The organism is Flavobacterium sp. (assembly GCF_027531905.1).
Classification (GTDB): Bacteria; Bacteroidota; Bacteroidia; order Flavobacteriales; family Flavobacteriaceae; genus Flavobacterium.
On the sequence record NZ_JAPZSU010000003.1, the window covers coordinates 23,681 to 44,189 of the forward strand.

The 20,509-nt window shown below is 34.9% G+C and carries 28 protein-coding genes; 4 read left to right on the forward strand and 24 right to left on the reverse strand.

Annotation, left to right across the window (positions count from 1 at the left end; translation table 11 throughout):
• Positions 1 to 9: 9 nt before the first annotated feature.
• The 23 genes from rpmD to rpsL form a co-directional block, all read right to left on the reverse strand.
• Complete coding sequence (gene rpmD / locus O9307_RS01270) at positions 10 to 192, reverse strand: 50S ribosomal protein L30 (protein ID WP_024981523.1); 183 nt, start codon at positions 190 to 192, stop codon at positions 10 to 12.
• A 12-nt stretch (positions 193 to 204) separates the two neighbouring features.
• Positions 205 to 729, reverse strand: a complete 525-nt coding sequence (gene rpsE / locus O9307_RS01275) for a 30S ribosomal protein S5 (RefSeq protein WP_024981522.1) — start codon at positions 727 to 729, stop codon at positions 205 to 207.
• A 6-nt stretch (positions 730 to 735) separates the two neighbouring features.
• A complete protein-coding gene (gene rplR, locus O9307_RS01280; RefSeq protein WP_064716175.1) occupies positions 736 to 1,086 on the reverse strand; it encodes a 50S ribosomal protein L18 in 351 nt (116 codons plus the stop codon).
• A gap of 11 nt (positions 1,087 to 1,097) precedes the next feature.
• A complete protein-coding gene (rplF, locus tag O9307_RS01285; protein ID WP_064716176.1) occupies positions 1,098 to 1,640 on the reverse strand; it encodes a 50S ribosomal protein L6 in 543 nt (180 codons plus the stop codon).
• 19 nt (positions 1,641 to 1,659) lie between these two features.
• Positions 1,660 to 2,058 (reverse strand): 30S ribosomal protein S8, encoded by a 399-nt coding sequence (gene rpsH, locus O9307_RS01290; protein ID WP_064716177.1) that lies wholly within the window; start codon positions 2,056 to 2,058, stop codon positions 1,660 to 1,662.
• Between the two features lie 102 nt (positions 2,059 to 2,160).
• Entirely contained in the window at positions 2,161 to 2,430 is a 270-nt protein-coding gene (rpsN, locus tag O9307_RS01295; protein WP_026707007.1) for a 30S ribosomal protein S14, read from the reverse strand.
• Positions 2,431 to 2,433: 3 nt separating this feature from the next.
• On the reverse strand, positions 2,434 to 2,985 hold the full coding sequence (gene rplE, locus O9307_RS01300; protein ID WP_298294545.1) for a 50S ribosomal protein L5: 552 nt from the start codon (positions 2,983 to 2,985) through the stop codon (positions 2,434 to 2,436).
• 2 nt (positions 2,986 to 2,987) lie between these two features.
• Positions 2,988 to 3,302: a 50S ribosomal protein L24 gene (gene rplX, locus O9307_RS01305; RefSeq protein WP_026727873.1), complete on the reverse strand. Its 315-nt coding sequence runs from the start codon at positions 3,300 to 3,302 to the stop codon at positions 2,988 to 2,990.
• A gap of 11 nt (positions 3,303 to 3,313) precedes the next feature.
• Positions 3,314 to 3,682 (reverse strand): 50S ribosomal protein L14, encoded by a 369-nt coding sequence (rplN, locus tag O9307_RS01310; RefSeq protein WP_007803649.1) that lies wholly within the window; start codon positions 3,680 to 3,682, stop codon positions 3,314 to 3,316.
• Between the two features lie 2 nt (positions 3,683 to 3,684).
• Positions 3,685 to 3,942, reverse strand: a complete 258-nt coding sequence (rpsQ, locus tag O9307_RS01315) for a 30S ribosomal protein S17 (RefSeq protein WP_024981515.1) — start codon at positions 3,940 to 3,942, stop codon at positions 3,685 to 3,687.
• A gap of 17 nt (positions 3,943 to 3,959) precedes the next feature.
• Complete coding sequence (gene rpmC, locus O9307_RS01320) at positions 3,960 to 4,151, reverse strand: 50S ribosomal protein L29 (protein WP_031456038.1); 192 nt, start codon at positions 4,149 to 4,151, stop codon at positions 3,960 to 3,962.
• Positions 4,152 to 4,162: 11 nt separating this feature from the next.
• Complete coding sequence (rplP, locus tag O9307_RS01325) at positions 4,163 to 4,588, reverse strand: 50S ribosomal protein L16 (protein WP_017495016.1); 426 nt, start codon at positions 4,586 to 4,588, stop codon at positions 4,163 to 4,165.
• A 19-nt stretch (positions 4,589 to 4,607) separates the two neighbouring features.
• The gene (gene rpsC, locus O9307_RS01330) at positions 4,608 to 5,360 is read right to left on the reverse strand and encodes a 30S ribosomal protein S3 (RefSeq protein ID WP_024981513.1); all 753 of its coding nucleotides are present in this window, start codon (positions 5,358 to 5,360) and stop codon (positions 4,608 to 4,610) included.
• A gap of 5 nt (positions 5,361 to 5,365) precedes the next feature.
• Entirely contained in the window at positions 5,366 to 5,779 is a 414-nt protein-coding gene (gene rplV / locus O9307_RS01335; RefSeq protein ID WP_024981512.1) for a 50S ribosomal protein L22, read from the reverse strand.
• 6 nt (positions 5,780 to 5,785) lie between these two features.
• Positions 5,786 to 6,064: a 30S ribosomal protein S19 gene (rpsS, locus tag O9307_RS01340; RefSeq protein WP_024981511.1), complete on the reverse strand. Its 279-nt coding sequence runs from the start codon at positions 6,062 to 6,064 to the stop codon at positions 5,786 to 5,788.
• Positions 6,065 to 6,070: 6 nt separating this feature from the next.
• Positions 6,071 to 6,895 (reverse strand): 50S ribosomal protein L2, encoded by an 825-nt coding sequence (gene rplB, locus O9307_RS01345; RefSeq protein ID WP_078211180.1) that lies wholly within the window; start codon positions 6,893 to 6,895, stop codon positions 6,071 to 6,073.
• 6 nt (positions 6,896 to 6,901) lie between these two features.
• The gene (gene rplW / locus O9307_RS01350; protein ID WP_064716180.1) at positions 6,902 to 7,192 is read right to left on the reverse strand and encodes a 50S ribosomal protein L23; all 291 of its coding nucleotides are present in this window, start codon (positions 7,190 to 7,192) and stop codon (positions 6,902 to 6,904) included.
• A 6-nt stretch (positions 7,193 to 7,198) separates the two neighbouring features.
• A complete protein-coding gene (rplD, locus tag O9307_RS01355; RefSeq protein ID WP_159687109.1) occupies positions 7,199 to 7,828 on the reverse strand; it encodes a 50S ribosomal protein L4 in 630 nt (209 codons plus the stop codon).
• On the reverse strand, positions 7,828 to 8,445 hold the full coding sequence (rplC, locus tag O9307_RS01360) for a 50S ribosomal protein L3 (protein ID WP_024981507.1): 618 nt from the start codon (positions 8,443 to 8,445) through the stop codon (positions 7,828 to 7,830). The genes rplD and rplC overlap by 1 nt, the downstream gene beginning before the upstream one ends.
• A 154-nt stretch (positions 8,446 to 8,599) precedes the next feature.
• Positions 8,600 to 8,905 (reverse strand): 30S ribosomal protein S10, encoded by a 306-nt coding sequence (gene rpsJ / locus O9307_RS01365; RefSeq protein ID WP_007803605.1) that lies wholly within the window; start codon positions 8,903 to 8,905, stop codon positions 8,600 to 8,602.
• Positions 8,906 to 8,916: 11 nt separating this feature from the next.
• Complete coding sequence (gene fusA, locus O9307_RS01370; protein ID WP_298294571.1) at positions 8,917 to 11,073, reverse strand: elongation factor G; 2,157 nt, start codon at positions 11,071 to 11,073, stop codon at positions 8,917 to 8,919.
• Between the two features lie 11 nt (positions 11,074 to 11,084).
• Complete coding sequence (rpsG, locus tag O9307_RS01375) at positions 11,085 to 11,561, reverse strand: 30S ribosomal protein S7 (RefSeq protein WP_298294574.1); 477 nt, start codon at positions 11,559 to 11,561, stop codon at positions 11,085 to 11,087.
• An 86-nt stretch (positions 11,562 to 11,647) separates the two neighbouring features.
• Positions 11,648 to 12,031 carry a 30S ribosomal protein S12 gene (gene rpsL, locus O9307_RS01380; RefSeq protein WP_007136570.1) on the reverse strand — a complete coding sequence of 128 codons (384 nt, stop codon included), beginning with the start codon at positions 12,029 to 12,031 and terminating at the stop codon, positions 11,648 to 11,650.
• A gap of 179 nt (positions 12,032 to 12,210) precedes the next feature.
• On the opposite strand from rpsL, the gene O9307_RS01385 reads away from it, so the two are divergent.
• From O9307_RS01385 to rlmB, 4 genes are all read left to right on the forward strand, one after another.
• A complete protein-coding gene (locus tag O9307_RS01385) occupies positions 12,211 to 13,923 on the forward strand; it encodes a ShlB/FhaC/HecB family hemolysin secretion/activation protein (RefSeq protein ID WP_298294575.1) in 1,713 nt (570 codons plus the stop codon).
• Between the two features lie 86 nt (positions 13,924 to 14,009).
• Positions 14,010 to 17,222 (forward strand): SusC/RagA family TonB-linked outer membrane protein, encoded by a 3,213-nt coding sequence (locus O9307_RS01390; RefSeq protein WP_298294577.1) that lies wholly within the window; start codon positions 14,010 to 14,012, stop codon positions 17,220 to 17,222.
• A gap of 3 nt (positions 17,223 to 17,225) precedes the next feature.
• Complete coding sequence (locus tag O9307_RS01395; RefSeq protein ID WP_298294580.1) at positions 17,226 to 18,677, forward strand: SusD/RagB family nutrient-binding outer membrane lipoprotein; 1,452 nt, start codon at positions 17,226 to 17,228, stop codon at positions 18,675 to 18,677.
• A gap of 65 nt (positions 18,678 to 18,742) precedes the next feature.
• Positions 18,743 to 19,477, forward strand: coding sequence for a 23S rRNA (guanosine(2251)-2'-O)-methyltransferase RlmB (gene rlmB / locus O9307_RS01400; protein WP_064716188.1), 735 nt, complete (start codon positions 18,743 to 18,745; stop codon positions 19,475 to 19,477).
• Positions 19,478 to 19,559: 82 nt separating this feature from the next.
• Here rlmB and O9307_RS01405 read toward each other — a convergent pair whose 3' ends face one another.
• Positions 19,560 to 20,339 (reverse strand): rhomboid family intramembrane serine protease, encoded by a 780-nt coding sequence (locus O9307_RS01405; RefSeq protein WP_298294583.1) that lies wholly within the window; start codon positions 20,337 to 20,339, stop codon positions 19,560 to 19,562.
• Positions 20,340 to 20,509 lie beyond the last annotated feature (170 nt).

The following is a 20,509-nucleotide window of genomic DNA, read 5'->3' on the forward strand; positions in this document are numbered from 1 at the left end:
CAGTATTTGTTATTTAATTTCTTCAACAGAAACTAAGTGTTTAACTTTATTTATCATCCCAAGGATAGCAGGATTTGAATCATGCTCTACAACTTGTCCCATTTTACGTAGACCTAAAGCCTCTAAACCTCTTTTTTGAGTAAGAGGACAGTTGATTTTACTACGTACTTGTTTTACTAATAATTTAGCCATAATTTCCTTGAATTAACCTTTAAAAACTTTCTCTAATGAAACCCCTCTTTGTTTTGCAACAGTATGAGCGCTTCTCATTTGTAATAAAGCGTCAAAAGTTGCTTTAACCACATTATGAGGATTAGAAGATCCTTGAGATTTTGATAATACATCATGAATTCCTACTGATTCAAGAACTGAACGAACAGCTCCACCAGCAATAACTCCAGTACCATGAGAGGCAGGAATTAAAAATACACGTGCACCACCAAATTTACCTTTTTGTTCGTGAGGAACAGATTGACCGTTCAAAGGAATTCTAACTAAATTTTTCTTAGCATCTTCTACTGCTTTAGCAATAGCTTCAGAAACATCTTTAGATTTACCTAATCCGTGTCCAACCACTCCATTTTCATCACCAACCACTACAATCGCAGAAAAACCAAACGCTCTACCACCTTTTGTAACTTTAGTAACACGATTCACACTTACCAAACGATCTTTTAATTCAAGACCACTTGGTTTTACTAACTCTATATTCTTGTACTTATTAGACATACTATATTAGAATTTAAGCCCAGCCGCTCTTGCGCCTTCTGCTAATGATTTAATACGACCATGATATAAATAACCTCCTCTGTCGAAAGTTACTGTTTCAATACCAGCTTTCAAAGCTTTTTCTGCAACTAATTTACCAACTGCAGTTGCAACTTCAATATTCGTACCTTTTCCTATTTCTTTTTCTCTTGAAGAGGCAGCTAACAAAGTAACACCATTTACATCATCAATTAATTGAGCATAAATTTCTTTGTTACTTCTAAAAACAGATAGTCTTGGTTTAGTAGCTGAACCACTAATCGTTTTTCTAATTCTGAATCTAATTCTCTGTCTTCTTTCAGGTTTTGTTAATGACATAATCTTATTTTTTAAGCTGATTTACCTGCTTTTCTTCTTAATACTTCACCTACAAATTTAACCCCTTTACCTTTGTAAGGCTCTGGTTTACGGAAACCTCTAATTTTTGCAGCAACTTGTCCTAAAAGTTGTTTATCAAAAGAAGTTAACTTAACAATTGGGTTCTTTCCTTTTTCAGAAATAGTTTCCAAAGTCACCTCTGGAGCAATTTCTAAAATAATATTGTGAGAAAAACCTAAGGCTAAATCTAGTTTTTGTCCTTGATTTGAAGCTCTATAACCAACTCCAACCAATTCTAAAGATTTAGTAAAACCTTCACTTACACCAACAATCATATTATTGATTAAAGAACGATACAAACCGTGCTTTGCTCTTTGGTCTTTGTGATCAGACGATCTTTCAATTGTAACTTGACCGTCTTCAACTTTTACAGTAACATCTGAGAATTCCTGTGTTAGTTGACCATTTTTTCCTTTTACAGTAATAATACCATCTTTAACTTCAACAGTTACTCCGGCAGGGATTACAATTGGACTTTTACCTATTCTTGACATCTTATCTAGTCTTTAAAAATTAGTATACGTAACAAATTACTTCTCCTCCAACATTCAATTGCTTAGCTTGTTTTCCTGTCATCAAACCTTTTGATGTAGAAACAATAGCAATTCCTAATCCATTAAGGATTCTAGGCAATTTAGAAGCACCTGCGTATTTACGTAAACCTGGTTTACTAATTCTTTGGATATCTTTAATTACAGGCTCTTTAGTAACTTTATCGTACTTCAAAGCAATTTTGATAGAACCCTGAACAGTGTTGTTCTCAAATTTGTAACTTAAGATGTAACCTTGATCGAATAAGATCTTAGTTATTTCTTTTTTTAGATTAGAAGCCGGAATTTCAACAACTTTGTGGTTTGCAGCCACAGCGTTTCTAACTCTCGTCAAATAATCTGCAATTGGATCTGTATACATATGTATTAATTTGCGGTAACGGTTTTCGAACTATTCGAACCTGAAACCAGTTTATAAATGTGAAAAAACAGACGTGATTACTCACGTCTGAATATTATTTTTCTACCAAGATGCTTTTTTAACACCTGGTATCAATCCATTGTTAGCCATTTCACGGAATGTAACACGTGAAATACCGAATTGACGCATATACCCTCTTGGTCTACCTGTTAATTTACAACGATTGTGCAAACGAACTGGCGAAGCATTTTTCGGTAATTTTTGCAAACCTACAAAATCTCCAGCTTCTAACAAAGCTTTTCTTTTCTCAGCATACTTAGCTACCGTTTTTTCTCTTTTCACCTCACGGGCTTTCATTGATTCTTTAGCCATATCTTAATTCTTTTTAAAAGGTAAACCTAATTCAGCCAACAATGACTTTGCTTCTTTGTCAGTTTTTGCAGAAGTAACGAAGGAAATATCCATACCAGATATTTTGTTTACTTTATCAATATCAATTTCAGGGAAAATGATTTGTTCTAAAACTCCTAAGTTATAATTTCCTCTTCCGTCAAAACCAGTAGATTTAATACCACTGAAGTCTCTTACACGAGGTAAAGATGAAGTAATAAGTCTATCTAAAAACTCATACATTCTTTCTCCACGTAAAGTCACTTTTGCACCAATTGGCATTCCTTTTCTAAGTTTAAAAGACGCAACGTCTTTCTTAGAAATTGTAGCTATTGCTTTTTGTCCAGTAATCTTAGTTAACTCTTCAACTGCATAGTCAATTAGTTTTTTATCAGATACTGCTGCACCAACTCCTTTACTCAATACAATTTTTTCCAATTTTGGAACTTCCATTATATTTGAGTAACCGAACTCTTCTTTAAGAGCAGCAATAACTCTGCTCTTATATTCTTCTTTTAGTCTAGGTATATATGCCATTACTATAGTACTTGATTAGATTTTTTTGAAAATCTTACTTTCTTATCTCCTTCTACTCTAATACCTACTCTTGTAGTTTCCTTTGTTTTAGGATCTATAAGAGCAATGTTAGAAATTTGTATAGAAGCTTCCTTTTTTACAATACCACCTTGAGGGTTTTTAGCACTTGGCTTCGTGTGTTTAGAAACCATGTTTACACCTTCAACAATCGCTTTGTTTTTCTCACGGTAAACACGTAATACTTTACCTTCAGCACCTTTATGGTCTCCAGCAATTACTCTTACGATATCTCCTGATTTTATTTTTAGCTTTATCATCTTATAACGAATTAAAGCACTTCTGGTGCTAATGATACAATTTTCATGAATTGTTTTTCACGAAGTTCTCTTGCTACCGGACCAAAAACACGAGTTCCTCTCATCTCACCAGCTGCATTTAACAATACACATGCATTGTCATCAAATCTGATGTATGAACCATCGGCTCTTCTTACTTCTTTTTTGGTACGTACAACCACTGCAGTTGAAACAGCTCCTTTTTTTACGTTTCCGTTTGGAGTTGCATCTTTGATAGAAACTACAATCTTGTCACCAACAGAGGCATACCTTCTTTTGGTACCTCCTAAAACACGGATAGTTAAAACTTCTTTAGCTCCTGTGTTATCTGCTACTTTTAGTCTTGATTCTTGTTGTACCATAATTATTTAGCTCTTTCTAAGATTTCAACTAATCTCCAACATTTTGATTTACTCAAAGGACGCGTTTCGCTGATTCTTACAGTATCTCCAATGTTACAGTCGTTTGTTTCGTCGTGTGCAACAAATTTCTTTGTTTTCAACACGAACTTACCGTATAAAGGGTGCTTTACTTTAGTTACTTGCGCAACAACAATAGACTTATCCATTTTGTTTGAAGTAACCACACCAATTCTTTCTTTTCTTAAATTTCTTTTTTCCATCTTTCAGCAGATTACAATTATTGTAACTCTCTTTTAGTAAGTTCTGTAGCTAATCTAGCAACCGTTCTACGTACACTTCTAATTTGAAGTGGATTTTCGATCGGAGAAATAGCGTGAGCCATTTTTAAATCGGCATAAACCTTTTTAGTTTGACTTAGTTTTTCTTGCAACTCCGCTGCAGAAAGATCTTTTATTTCTGATTGTTTCATAATAATATAGATTATGCTTCAAAATCTCTTGCAACAACGAATTTAGTTTTTACTGGAAGCTTTTGAGCTGCAAGACGTAACGCCTCTTTAGCAACTGACAAAGGTACTCCTCCAACTTCGAACATAATTCTTCCGGGTTTAACTACAGCTGCCCAATATTCTACGGCACCTTTACCTTTACCCATACGTACCTCAAGAGGCTTCTTAGTGATTGGTTTGTCTGGAAATATTTTAATCCATAATTGTCCTTCTCTTTTCATGTAACGAGTTGCAGCGATACGCGCAGCTTCGATTTGACGAGAGGTTAAGAACATTCCATCTTCATGTACAGATTTAATACCAAACATTCCATTTGAAAGTTCATGTCCTCTTTGAGAATTCCCTTTCATTTTACCCTTTTGTACCTTACGATACTTTGTTCTTTTAGGCTGTAACATTTTTTTTTAGTTTAAAAATTTACTTTCTTTTACGAGCGTCTGGTTTTCCACCTTTATTAAAAGGTTTTCTGTCTCCTCTAGAAGAATCTCCCCCTTTACCACCAGCTTGTTTTTTATCCATGCCAGCAAGTGGAGAAAGATCTCTCTTTCCGTAAACTTCACCTTTCATGATCCACACTTTAATTCCCATTCTACCATACGTAGTATGAGCCTCAGCAAGCGCATAATCAATATCAGCTCTGAAAGTTGATAGAGGAATTCTACCTTCTTTGAAACCTTCTGAACGTGCCATCTCAGCACCATTCAAACGACCAGAAATCAAAACTTTAATTCCTTCAGCGTTCATACGCATAGAGGCTGCGATCGCCATTTTAATAGCACGTCTGTAAGAAATACGACTTTCAATTTGACGACAGATGCTTGTAGCAACTAGATACGCGTCAAGTTCAGGTCTTTTGATTTCAAAGATGTTGATTTGAACCTCTTTGTCAGTAATTTTCTTAAGTTCTTCTTTCAACTTGTCTACCTCTTGTCCACCTTTACCGATAATGATACCAGGTCTAGCAGTAGTGATAGTAACGGTTACAAGTTTCAAAGTTCTCTCAATGATTACTTTTGATACACTAGCTTTTGATAAACGAGCATGAACATACTTTCTGATTTTGTGATCTTCGGCTAATTTATCACCGTAATCATTTCCACCATACCAGTTTGAGTCCCATCCTCTGATGATACCAAGTCTATTTCCAATTGGATTTGTCTTTTGTCCCATGCTGCTTAAGAATTGCTTTGTGTGTTATTGATAGCTCCCAACACGATTGTTACGTGATTAGAACGTTTTCTTATTCTGTGTGCTCTTCCTTGTGGAGCTGGACGAAGTCTTTTCAACATCATTCCACCATCTACACGGATTTCCTTAACAAATAAACCAGCTTCTTCTAAACTAGCTTCACTATTTTTTTGCTCCCAGTTGTTGATTGCAGATAATAATAGTTTTTCTAATTTTCTTGAAGCTTCTTTAGAACTGAATCTTAATATGTTAAGTGCTCTTTCTACCTTCTGACCTCTTACTAGATCTGCTACTAAGCGCATTTTTCTAGGTGAAGTAGGGCAGTTATTTAACTTCGCGAAAGCAATAGACTTATTAGCCTCTTTTCTCGCATCTGCTGTTTCTCTTTTACGAACTCCCATTGCTTCTTATTTTTTACCTTTATTTTTTGCTCCAGCATGACCTCTAAAAGATCTAGTTGGTGAAAATTCTCCTAATTTATGTCCTACCATGTTTTCTGTAACGTAAACAGGTACAAACTGACGACCGTTATGAACTGCGATAGTTTGTCCAACAAAGTCTGGAGTAATCATAGAAGCTCTAGACCAAGTCTTTACAACTCCTTTATTACCACCTGCGATGTTTTCTTCAACTTTCTTTTCTAACTTATAATGAACGAAAGGTCCTTTTTTTAATGAACGTGCCATATCTTATTATTTCTTTCTACGTTCTACGATATACTTGTTACTCGGGTTTTTCTTAGAACGTGTTCTATAACCTTTAGCTGGTATTCCATTTCTTGAACGTGGATGTCCACCAGAAGAACGTCCTTCTCCACCACCCATTGGGTGATCAACAGGGTTCATTGCAACAGGTCTTGTTCTAGGTCTTCTTCCTAACCATCTAGTTCTACCAGCTTTTCCTGATACAACTAATTGATGATCTGAATTAGAAACTGCTCCTATAGTAGCCGAACACGTTAACAAAATTAATCTTGTTTCACCTGATGGCATTTTTATAGTTGCGTATTTTCCATCTCTTGCCATTAATTGAGCAAATGTTCCAGCAGAACGAGCAATTACAGCTCCTTGACCTGGTCTCAATTCGATACAAGAAATTACAGTTCCAAGTGGAACTCTACTTAAAGGTAAAGTGTTACCAATTTCAGGTTGAGATTCTGCACCAGAAACTACTTTCTGACCCACTTTCAAACCATTTTGAGCGATAACATAAGTTTTCTCACCATCAGCATAAGCTAATAAAGCGATAAAAGCAGTACGATTTGGATCGTATTCAATTGATTTTACCGTAGCAGGAATTCCTTCTTTTGTACGTTTAAAATCGATAATACGATATCTCTGCTTGTGACCACCACCCGTATAACGCATGGTCATCTTTCCTTGACTATTTCTACCTCCAGAGTTTTTTATCGGCGCTATCAAAGAGCGTTCCGGCTTATCAGTTGTAATAGCGTCATAACCATTCACAACTCTAAATCGCTGACCTGGGGTAATAGGTTTTAATTTTCTTACTGACATTTTATCTTAGATATTGTTGTAAAAATCAATTGTTTCTCCTTCTTGTACTTGAACAATTGCTTTTTTAATTGCATTTGTCTTTCCACTGATTAAACCACTTTTAGTGTATTTTGTAGTTCTGTCTGGTCTTACATTCATAGTATTAACACTAACAACGTTTACTCCGTAAGCAGCCTCAACAGCTTTCTTAATTTCAACTTTGTTTGCTTTTCTGTTAACTTCGAATCCAAAACGGTTCAAAACTTCACTTTCTTTGGTTACTTTTTCCGTTACTATAGGTTTAATTATGATGCTCATATCCTATTATTTACTTAAATTATCTTCAATTACTTCCAAAGAACTCTCCAAAAGCACTAAATTATTAGCATTTAAAATAGCGTAAGTGCTTAATTCTGAACTACTTACAACATTAGAAGCCTTTAAATTACGTGACGACAAATATACATTTTTATTGGTATCACCCAATATAAATAGTGATTTTTTATTTTCTAACTCTAAAGCTTTCAAAACATTAATGAAATTTTTAGTGCTTGGCGTTTCAAAATTAAAGTCTTCCAAAACAATGATGTTTGATTCTTTAGCTTTTATAGAGAAAGCAGATTTTCTAGCCAATCTTTTTAAGTTTTTATTCAATTTGAATGAATAACTTCTTGGTCTTGGCCCAAAAACAGTTCCACCACCTTTAAACAATGGATTTTTTGCACTACCCGCACGAGCAGTACCAGTTCCTTTTTGTTTTTTAATCTTACGAGTACTTCCTGCTACTTCAGCTCTTTCTTTAGCTTTGTGCGTACCTTGTCTTTGATTAGCAAGATATTGCTTAACATCAAGATATACTGCGTGATTATTTGGTTCAATTGCGAATACTGAATCAGAAAGTTGAACTTTTCTTCCAGTATCTTTTCCGTTGAAATCTAATACTTTTACTTCCATTACTTCTGAATGATTACATAAGAGTTGTTATGCCCAGGAACACATCCTTTAATAACTAGTAAGTTCTTATCAGAAACTACTTTTAAAACTCTAAGGTTTTGAACTTTTACATTTTCTCCTCCCATTCTTCCAGCCATACGCATTCCTTTGAATACTCTAGATGGATAAGAAGAAGCTCCTACAGAACCTGGCGCTCTTAAACGGTTATGTTGACCATGAGTTGCTTGACCAACACCACCAAAACCGTGACGTTTCACAACCCCTTGAAAACCTTTACCTTTAGACACACCTTGTACATCCACAAATTCTCCTTCTTCAAAAATAGAAACATCAATAAGATCTCCTAATTTTTGTTCAGTTGCAAAATCTTGAAATTCAACGACTTTTTTCTTAGCAACAGTTCCCGCTTTTTTAAAGTGACCTAAAGCCGCTTTCGTGGAATGTTTCTCGTTTTTGTCATCGAAACCAAGTTGCAACGCTTCATACCCGTCAACCTCTTTGGTTCTGACTTGGGTAACAACACATGGTCCAGCTTCGATTACTGTACAAGGAATATTTTTCCCGTTTTCATCGAAAATACTAGTCATGCCGATTTTTCTACCAATTAACCCAGACATAAATATTAATTATTAATTATTAAATATAAATATAGAACGCAGCTTTTAAGCAAATTCTATTTTTTTTGTGGGTGCAAAGGTATAACTTATTTACACACAATCCAAAAAATATTTTTTTGCCTAAAAACAGCGTTCTTAAATACTCTAGAACTACTTAAACTTTGATTTCAACTTCAACTCCACTAGGCAATTCTAATTTCATTAAAGCATCAATTGTTTTAGATGAAGAAGAATAAATATCAATTAATCTCTTATATGACATTACTTCAAACTGCTCTCTTGCTTTCTTATTTACGTGCGGAGAACGCAATACTGTAAATAATTTTTTGTGTGTTGGCAATGGAATTGGACCAGTTACCACAGCACCAGTAGTTTTTACTGTTTTCACAATCTTTTCAGCAGATTTATCCACCAACATATGATCGTAAGATTTCAATTTTATTCTGATTTTTTGACTCATTTTCTTAAAGATTATGCGTTTCCTTTTGCTTTTTTGATAACTGCTTCTGAAATATTAGAAGGTGTTTCAGCGTAGTGTGAAAATTCCATTGTAGATGTTGCACGACCTGAAGACAAAGTTCTTAAAGTTGTAACATATCCAAACATTTCTGATAATGGAACATCAGCCTTAATAGTTTTTGCACCATTTCTATCACCCATATCATTTACCTGACCTCTACGACGGTTAATATCACCAACGATATCTCCCATGTTTTCTTCTGGAGTAATAACCTCCATTTTCATGATAGGCTCAAGAATAATAGCTCCAGCAGCTTTAGCAACTTCTCTATAACCCATTCTAGCTGCTAATTCAAAAGAAAGAGCATCAGAATCCACAGGATGGAAAGATCCATCTAATAAAGTCACTTTCAAACTATCCACTTGATAACCTGCCAAAGGACCAGTTTTCATAGCTTCACGGAAACCTTTTTCAACTGCAGGAATATATTCTTTTGGAACGTTTCCTCCTTTTACCTCATTAACAAACTGCAATCCAACTGGAACTTTTCCATCAACCTCATCTGCAGGCTCAACTCTAAATACGATATCACCGAATTTACCGCGACCACCAGATTGTTTTTTGTAAGTTTCTCTGTGTTGAGCAGATTTTGTAAACGCTTCTTTATATTCAACTTGAGGCTCACCTTGATTTACCTCAACTTTAAATTCACGTTTCATACGATCCACAAGGATATCCAAGTGCAACTCACCCATACCTGAGATAATAGTTTGCCCTGAAGCCTCATCTGTTCTAACAGTAAACGTAGGATCTTCTTCAGCTAATTTAGCCAAAGCCATACCCATTTTATCAACGTCAGCTTTAGTTTTAGGCTCAATAGCAATACCAATTACTGGCGCAGGGAATTTCATAGACTCCAAAATAATTGGGTGTTTTTCATCACACAATGTGTCTCCAGTTTTGATATCTTTAAATCCAACAGCAGCTCCAATATCACCCGCTTCGATATACTCGATTGGATTTTGCTTGTTAGCATGCATTTGGTAAATACGAGAAATTCTTTCTTTGTTTCCAGAACGAGTATTCAACACATAAGAACCAGCATCTAATCTTCCAGAGTATGCACGGAAGAAAGCCAAACGACCTACGAATGGGTCAGTAGCAATCTTAAATGCTAATGCCGCGAATGGTTCTTTTACATCTGGCTTACGCAAGATTTGAGTTTGATCCTCTTCAAGCAATTCAGCATCATCAGGATGAATACCAGTAATACCTTCTTTATCCATTGGAGATGGCAAGTACTTACATACTGCATCTAACATGAATTGAACTCCTTTGTTTTTGAATGAAGAACCAGCAATCATCGGAATGATAGCCATATCCATTGTAGCTGCTCTTAATGCATTATTAATCTCTTCTTCAGTAATAGAATTTTCATCTTCCATATACTTATCTAAAAGATTCTCATCATAAGTAGCAATTTCCTCGATTAGAATTGAACGATAGTGTTTCACTTCGTCAACCATATCTGCAGGAATATCAACAATATCAAAAGTCGCTCCTTGTGTAGCATCATGCCAAACAATAGCTTGATTTTTAACCAAGTCAACCACTCCTTTAAAGTCATTTTCTTCACCAATTGGCAAAGTGATAGCTACCGCGTTTGATTTCAACATGTCTTTTACTTGTTGACAAACTGCTAAGAAATTAGACCCTTGACGGTCCATTTTATTAACAAACCCCATACGAGGCACACGGTATTGATCAGCTAATCTCCAGTTAGTTTCAGATTGAGGCTCAACACCATCAACCGCACTAAATAAGAAAACCAATCCATCTAATACACGTAACGAACGGTTTACCTCTACTGTAAAGTCAACGTGACCAGGAGTATCGATAATGTTGAAGTGATACGGTTTAGATTCTGGTAAAATTTTACCTTGCTCAGTTGGAAAATTCCATTCACAAGTTGTAGCTGCAGAAGTAATAGTAATACCTCTTTCTTGCTCTTGTGCCATCCAGTCCATTGTTGCAGCACCATCGTGTACTTCACCAATTTTGTGCGATTTTCCAGTATAGAATAATATACGCTCAGTTGTTGTTGTTTTACCAGCATCAATGTGAGCAGCAATTCCAATATTTCTTGTATATTTTAGATCTCTTGCCATTTCTCTATGAATTAAAATCTAAAGTGAGAGAAAGCTTTGTTAGCTTCTGCCATTTTGTGAGTATCCATTCTTTTCTTAACAGCAGCTCCTTCTTCTTTAGCCGCAGCTAAACATTCTGAAGCCAATCTTTGTGCCATTGATTTTTCGTTTCTTCTTCTTGAATAAAGAATTAACCATTTCATAGCCATAGATATTTTTCTGTCTGGACGAATTTGCATTGGAATTTGGAATGTAGCCCCTCCAACTCTACGACTACGTACTTCTACGTGTGGCATAACGTTAGTTAAAGCATCTTTCCAAATTTCTAAAGCTGATTTTTCATCATTTTGCTTTTTAGTTTCAATGATATCAATTGCATCATAAAAAACTTTAAAAGCTGTTGATTTCTTACCATCCCACATTAAGTTGTTCACAAAACGCGTTACCAATTGATCGTTAAATCTTGGATCCGGTAAAAGTGGTCTTTTCTTTGCCGCTCTTTTTCTCATGTCTTTTTTTAATTTTTTGTCATTAGCATAACTTCTCAAACAGAATTATAAATTCCATTTCAAAATCACACATTTAACTTTTTAAATTACTTTTTTGCTTCTTTTGGGCGTTTAGCACCATACTTAGATCTTCTTTGCGTTCTTCCTGCAACACCTGATGTATCAAGCGCACCACGAACGATGTGATATCTAACTCCTGGTAAATCTTTTACCCTTCCACCCCTAACTAATACTATCGAGTGCTCTTGTAAATTGTGTCCTTCTCCAGGGATGTAAGCATTCACTTCATTACCATTTGTCAAACGTACACGCGCCACTTTACGCATTGCAGAGTTTGGTTTTTTTGGTGTAGTAGTGTAAACACGCGTACAAACCCCTCTTCTTTGAGGACAAGAATCTAAAGCAACCGATTTACTCTTCTTAGTTATCTGAGTTCTTCCTGTTCTTACTAATTGTTGAATTGTTGGCATAATTAATACTAAAAATTTCTTATTATATTAAATTCCCGCTTTTTACGGGGTTGCAAATGTATAAAATATTTTTCACTATACAAACCATAATTCATTAATTTTCAATATCCTCATTTTAGATTATGAATTCCATAACATTCAACGGATATTTGCGTTACTTTTATTTGAAACAAAACAAGTTGAAACATTTACTAAGCATAGTCCTTTTTCTTATTCTTTGCCAAAAAAGCATTGGACAACAACTTTTTTTAAAAATCAACGGTTCATCAGAAGCTGAATCCAAAACCATTGATTCACTACATTACAATCAAATCCACACAAACATATCATCAATTGAAAAAGAAATCCTCTTAACTTCTAAAAAACTCGAACAATTGGGCTACTTAGAAAACAGCTCAACTGAATTAATAAAAAAAAACGACAGCTCATTTATCATCGAATTTCATTTAAAAGAACAAACAAAGCAAACCTATTTATATATAGGTAAAAATCCTAAAACAAAACAATTCATCGAAAGACAAACAGAAAACGACACACTAGCTCTAAAATACACAGAAACATCATCATTTTTGGAGAAAACGATTCACAAACTCGAACTAATGGGTTATCCGTTAGCCAAAGTTCAACTAGAGAATATCAAAAGAAAAAAAAATAAAGTAATTGCAGACTTAGCAATACAACTGAATACTCAAAGAAAAATAAATCAAATCGTTTTAAAATTCAAGGAAGAAGAAAAAAAACAAAAATATTTTCCTTCAAACTATTTAACACAAATCAACAAAAAATTCAATAAAAAACTATTCAACCAGAACACCCTAAAAGAAATAAAAACAGAATTTGAAAATTATTCTTTTGCAAAGCAAACCAAACAACCCGAATTACTGTTTAGCAAAGATTCAACCATCGTATATGTCTACATTGAAAAAAGAAAATCCAATTCATTTGATGGTTATTTAGGAATTGGCAACAACGAAGAAAAAAAGACTACCATAAATGGCTATCTAGACATTCAACTCAACAATATGTTAAACGGTGGTGAAGATTTCTATTTATATTGGAAAAGTGACGGAAACAACCAAAAAACATTTAGAACAGGCTTAACCCTAAACTATCTTTTCAAAACCCCACTAGGACTGAACGCACAACTCAACATTTTCAAACAAGATAGCACCTTTCAAAACTCAAAAACACTTTTAGACCTTAATTACCTATTAGACCACAAAACAAACCTTTTCATAGGAATTGAATCAACCACTTCAAGTGACATACAAAACAGGAACAGCAATACCATTAGTGACTTTAAAAGTCAATTTTTAACGATTGGACTCAACCATAAAAAAAACACTCCAAACACACCTTTCTTTGCGGAAAAAACAAACATAGAATTTCGTTTTGGTTTAGGGAAAAGAGAAATTCAAAATACTATAACAAATACATCAAATCAAAAACAATATTACATTAACTTGAATCTCTCCCACAACTTCAACATTAATTCCAAAAACAGCTTCAACATAAAAAGCCAAAACTCTTATTTAAAAAGCAACACTTACTTAACCAATGAATTATTTCGATTTGGTGGATTATATTCCGTAAGAGGTTTTCCTGAAAATAGCCTACAAGGAAATTACGTAAGTGCACTACTAACCGAATATCGACACCTTCTTAACCAATCACTTTACATTCACTCAATTCTTGATTATGCAATATTTAAAGATAATAGCAATTCAACAATTCGTAAAAAAATTAACAACATGACAGGTATTGGAATTGGAGTCGGAATGCAAACAAACAGTGGTATTTTGAAGTTTTCCATAACAAATGGAATAAATAACTACAACGATATAAAATTTTTTAACAGTATAGTAAACATATGTTATAATGTTAAATTTTAGCTTTAGACAGTAAAAAAATAAAAAAATATTAGGAATGTTAACAAATTATTATGAGTTTTGAAGCACTAATTCAAAACGTATAAATAATGAAACTAAAGTTCAACGGACTCTTAGTGCTTTTAGTAGTACTAATGACGCAATTAACCTTTGCGCAGGAAAGATCTGTTTCAGGAATTGTTTCTGACAATGCAGGATTGCCAATACCAGGTGTGAGTGTATTAGTTAAAGGAACCAAAGCTGGAACTCAAACTGATTTCGATGGTAAATTTATCATCAAAGTAGATGCAAGTCAAACATTAGTGTTTAGCTATGTTGGCATGAACACTCAAGAAGTAGTAGCCAAATCTACTACTATTAATGTAAAAATGACTAGTTCAGCATTGGAACTAGAAAGTGTTGTAATTAACACTTTAGGAATTGAGGTTAAAAGAAATGAAAAAGCATCATCTTACTCAAAAGTAAAAGGAAGCGTTATCGCAAATTCTGGAGAAACTTCAGTTATCAAAGGACTTTCTGCAAAAGCTTCTGGTGTAGCAATCGTGTCTAACTCTGGTGACCCAGGATCTGGAGCATACATACAAATTAGAGGGCAAAACTCAATTACTGGTTCAACACAACCATTGTTTGTAATTGACGGAACACCTGTTTCTAATGACGAAATTGGAAGTGGAGTTGATGGCGTAGGGCAACAAAGCCGATTAAATGACATTAACCCTAATGACATTGAAAATGTTCAAGTATTAAAAGGAGCATCTGCAGCAGCTTTATGGGGATATAGAGCAGCCAATGGAGTTGTATTGATTACCACTAAAAAAGGAAAAAAAGGAAAAATTTCTATTGATATAAATTCTACCGTTTCTTTTGACAAAGTAAATGTTGAAATGAAATTGCAAGATATATATGGTCAAGGAACAAATGGAGTATGGACAAGAAATAATGCCAACTCTTATGGAGACAAAATATCTTCCAGAGCAGGTGGAAGTGATGTATTCAACACTGCTGGACAATATTTTTTAACTCCTGATGGAAGAAAAATTTATCCAATAGCCGCAGGAGGCAAACGTAGTACAGCAAATTTCCAAAAATCGAACATGGATGCTGTAATAGGAGATGGCCTTTTACTTGATAACCACATCAGCGTAAGTGGAGGTGGAGAAAATACGAACTTCTATTTAGGATTAGGTAACACCAATCAACAAGGTATTATCAAAAATTCTGATTACGAAAGAACCAGCATCGATTTTACATCTGAATCTAAAATTGGTGACAAAACGTCATTTAAAACTAAATTTGGATATTCATCGGTAAATTCTAATAGGATTCAAACTGGATCTAACTTATCTGGTCTTTACTTAGGACTTTACCGTTCTCCAGCTGATTTTGACAATAGAGATTTCATTGGGACAAATATTCAAGCTAATGGTGCTGCACAACAAAATAGCCATAGAGCTTACAGACAAGATGTTGGAACATTTCCTGGAGATTTAAATCCTAGTTATAATAACCCACTCTGGACAACTGATGTCCAAAAAAATCCAAATACAGTTGACCGATACATTGGTGGTTTTGAATTAAAACACACTTTTAGTTCTTGGATTTCTGTACTAGCTAGATTAGGTTTAGATGGGTATAGCGATAAAAGAATCACGATGTTTCCTATGAATTCATCAGAAAATGCAGGTAATGGTAGAGCGACTGAAAGCGTAACTGATTACCAATCATTTAATGCTGATTTAATTGCTTTGGGAGACACTAAAATTACTGACAATATTGGATTATCATATTTGACGGGTATTAACTTTTCACAAACCAATTATGATCAAAGAGGAGGTTCCTACAAAAATTTCATTATCGACTCAAATGGTTTTTCTTACGATAATGCTTTATTAATAGACAAAACAACTTTCTTAGACAGAACGTATTCAAAATTAAGTGGAGCTTACTTTTCTACTGCGTTTGATTACAAAAATTATTTATTTTTAACTTTAGGGGGACGTTTTGAAACTTCTTCAACCTATGATCCTAACTTAAAAGTTTATTTCTATCCAACAGCTGAATTTGGGTACAAATTTACTAATAATTTTGAAAGTGAAATTCTAACAGATGGTAAGCTAAGAGCTACTTATGGACAAATAGCCTCAATTCCGAGACCATACGCTGGAACGACTTATTTCAATTCAGCTGTTGGAGCAGAGGGATATGGACCTGCCTACGACTCTGGCGCCTATAATGGATCATTCCAACAAGCAGGAACTGGTGGAAATAAAAATTTAAAACCAGAGATTAAAACAGAAATGGAAGCAGGTCTTGATTTGCAATTTTTTAAAGCTTTTACCATAAATGCTACTTATTACTCTAACGAAACCAAAGATTTATTAGTAAACGTTCCTTTAAATGGAAGTTCTACTTACAGTACTCTTTATGGAAACTTTGCCACTATTGAAAACAAAGGTTTTGAAGTAGAATTTGACGCTAACTTATTACCTTCAAGTTCTGAATTAAAATGGAATCTATTTGGAAACTGGAGTACGAACCGTAATAAAGTAACAAAACTTGACGGGACTAGTTCATTATTCCTTAACGGATTTACTGGATCTTCTTCTCGTGCCGTTTTAGGACAACCATTAGGAGTACTTTGGGGAGGTAAATTCGACAGAGATACGGATGGTTCATTAATACTAGACGCTAATGGATTCCCAACAGCAGCTGAATCGGAAGGAATAATTGGAGATCCAAACCCAGATTGGAGAGGAGCTATAGGAACTTCTTTTAGTTACAAAGGATTCAAAATAAGCACTTTGTTTGATGCTTCGATAGGAGGTCAATTATGGGATGGAACAAGCGGAGCTTTAAACAACTTCGGCAAAACATTAGAAACTGCAAATGAAGTTACCTTGACAACAGCAACAGTAAATTATGCTGGACAAACTATTGCTCCAGGAACAGTTAGAGGAAATCTAAGAGACTTTGGTGCTGGACCAGTTTTATTAGACCAAACATGGTACCAATCTCTAGGTGGTGGTTTTGGCCCAGTTGGAGAGCAGTTTGTTAAATCAGCATCTTGGATCAAATGGAGAGAACTATCTCTATCTTATAATTTAAATCTAAGAAAGAAAAATTTAGGTGTTGAAAGTATCACTTTTACTGGTACAGGAAGAAACTTATGGTTATGGACAGAAGCTGATTTAGGTCAAGATCCTGAATCTAACCTTACGGGTGGATCAAATGGGCGTGGATTACAATACTTCAATGCTCCAAACACTAAATCGTTAATATTTAGCGTTAACTTAAAATTCTAAAAAATGAAAAATATATTTATAAAATCAATTAGTCTTTGTTTTATTGGCGCTACTTTATTCAGCTGTACTGACTATGTATCTGATTATAATGTTGACCCAGACTCGATCACAGATTCAGATGCGAAAAATTTGTTTCAAGGAATACTCTTAGCCGATCAATTCTTTCAGACCAGTTCAAATACAAGAGATGTTATGATATGGTTGAATCAAGCAAATGGTGAAAACAGACAATATGTAGCTTTAAATGATTGGAATTTATCAACAGCATCCGCTTTTGATGATAGTTGGAATAATGCCTATGTGAACTGTATAACAAATGCCAAGATAACCTCTCTAAAGGCAGAAAAAGAACTTAACCCAAGATTAGCAGGTGCTGCCCAAGTTATTGAAGCCCATGCAATGGGAGCAGTTACTGCTTTATGGGGAGATGCTCCATATAGTGAACTTGATATTACAGGTAACAATTTAACCCCTAAATATGATTCGCAAATAGCTATATATTCAAGTTTACAATCATTACTAGATAAAGCTATAACAAATTTAAAAGCAACAACAGGAAAAGGAATCCCTTCAGACAAGGATCTTTACTACGCTGGTAGTGCTGCTAAATGGATAAAACTAGCCTATTCTTTAAAAGCAAGATACTACCTGCATGTTAAAGATTACACAAAAGCTAAAACAAATGCTTTGTTGGGTATGTCTAGTGCTTCGGATGATTTAATTGCAAAATTTGGCAACTCAAGTGGCCAAAATTTCAATCCTTTTTACGATTTCTTAGTTTACCAAAGAGATGATTACATGTCGGGAGATAGTTATGGAGCAAGATTGCTAGACCCATCAACTACACTTTATAGAGGAAACTCTAAAACTGATGAACACGCACGTTTTGCATTCTGCTACAATCAAGAATATTTCTCACCCTATTCATTAAATATTTATGGTGGAGATTACGGTGGAACAAACGGTAAATTTGGAAGTGACTCAGGGCTACCTATGGTTACCTATGGCGAAATGTTATTAATCATTGCCGAAGTTGATGCTAGAAGTTCATTCGCAACAGGTTTGTCTTCATATAACACCTATAGAGCTTTATTAAATACCGGATATTCAATAGGAATTTCGAATTCAGGTTATGAATCGGAGACTTTCAAATATGCCCCATATGATGCAGCAGATTTTGCTGCTGGAGGAATAGAAAACAATACTGGAGCAGCTTTGTCAGATCAAAATGCATTACTTAGAGAAATATTCCAAGAAAGATATATCTATTTTATGGGTAGTTTCGAAAGCTATAATGATTTCGGTAGATCTAATAATACAGCACAAATTCAATTAAAAGCTGGGAAAGCAGGAACTCCGCAACGTTTCTTGTATCCTCAAGTTGAAATTAATGCAAATCCAAATACACCAAGTCCAATTCCAAGCATTGTGACTAAAACTCCTGTACATCAATAAATTTATTTAATTATATGATAAAACCACTCCAAAATTTGGAGTGGTTTTTTTTATATCTTTGCGCTATGGAAAAAGAACATCAAATATTTGGAATAAGAGCCATCATCGAAGCGATTCAAGCGGGGGCAACAGTGGATAAAGTTTACATTCAAAAGGAAGCTAGTGGCGAATTAATGAAAGACTTAATGAAAGTCATGAAAAGAGAAAACATTAATTTCTCATATGTTCCAGTTGAAAAACTAAACCGACTTACGCCTAATAACCATCAAGGTGCGGTAGCTACTATCTCTCCTATCTCCTTTTTTGATTTAGAATCTTTGATTGAAACAGTTCTTGAAAACGGTAAAAATCCATTATTCTTAGTATTGGATGGAATATCTGATGCTAGAAATTTTGGAGCCATCATTAGAACCGCTGAATGTACTGGCGTGAATGGAATAATCGTTCAAAAATCAGGTTCGGCACCTGTAAATGGAGATACGGTGAAAACTTCTGCAGGAGCTGTTTTTAATATTCCGATTTGTAAAGTAGACCATATAAAAGATGCTATTTTCTTACTGCAAGCGAGCGGTATTTCCACTGTTGCGGCAACTGAGAAAACAGAGCAAAGTTTGTATGATGTAACACTTTCTGGCCCTACTGCTATTGTAATGGGAGCCGAAGACCGAGGTATTAATCCATCGGTTTTAAAAATCATTGATGAGAAGGCAAAATTGCCTATGTTTGGAACCATTGGTTCATTAAACGTTTCAGTTGCTTGTGGCGCTTTCCTATATGAAGCGGTGAGACAGCGTAGCTAGATTGTAAAAGGCCGATTGTAGAAGTCAAATTTTAGAATACAGTTCGTGGTAGAAAATCACGAATTACTTAATATTAAAGGAATCAAGACTCTTGTTTTGGTTCCTTTTTTTGTGTTGGTACACAATCGTAATGAATGGGTAAATTGGAGGTGAAATACGTCATTATGGGGTCAACCTCCTCCTCTATCTCTTGCTTTGGTGGATTGACAAAATTGCCATTTTCATCAAAGCGTTGCATAAATTTATCTTGCGATGGGTCATAATCTGGGCGTTCCCATTCGTATTTGTAGATTTTTTGATATTCTTCGGCTTTGAAAACAATAGACAATAAAAATCCAGTGATAAAACCCGCTAAATGACCTTCCCAAGAAATCGTATTGTCTACTTCGGGGAAGACATACCAAATCAAACCACCATAAACTAAAACTACAGTTAAAGAAAGTGCTACCAAACGATAATATTGTGTTTGAATTCCTTTAAAAAAGATAAAACTCACTAAAACATAAATGAGGCCACTAGCACCAATATGATAATTAGGGCGACCAATAACCCAAGTGATAACACCCGACAAAACTATTCCGAAGCAAAGAACAGTTAGCGTTTGTTTAGGATAAAAATAAGACAGGGCAGTCAACAAAACGAGTAATGGCAGGGAATTATTATACAGATGCAATAAATCGGAATGGATGAAAGGACTAAAAAGGACACCTTGTAAACCCGAGAAAGTACGTGGATAAATCCCATTTTTGTCAAAATCGAAATGGAAACGAACTTCAAGCCAGTAGACCAACCATATCGTCAATAAAAAAAGTAGCGGTAATAAGACTACGCGATTACGAAATTGAAAATGGTTTTCTTCCATAGGATAAATGCTATGCTATTGGTCTCTCAAAAATACATCCAAAATAGCGAAAATGCTAAATTGTCATACCTAATGTGTTGTGGTAGGGTTAGCCCAGATGGGAATGGAAAGCCCGGAGTGCCGCGCTCTTATTTTTTCTTGGCAGAAAAGAGCGACCAAAGGAAGCTCCT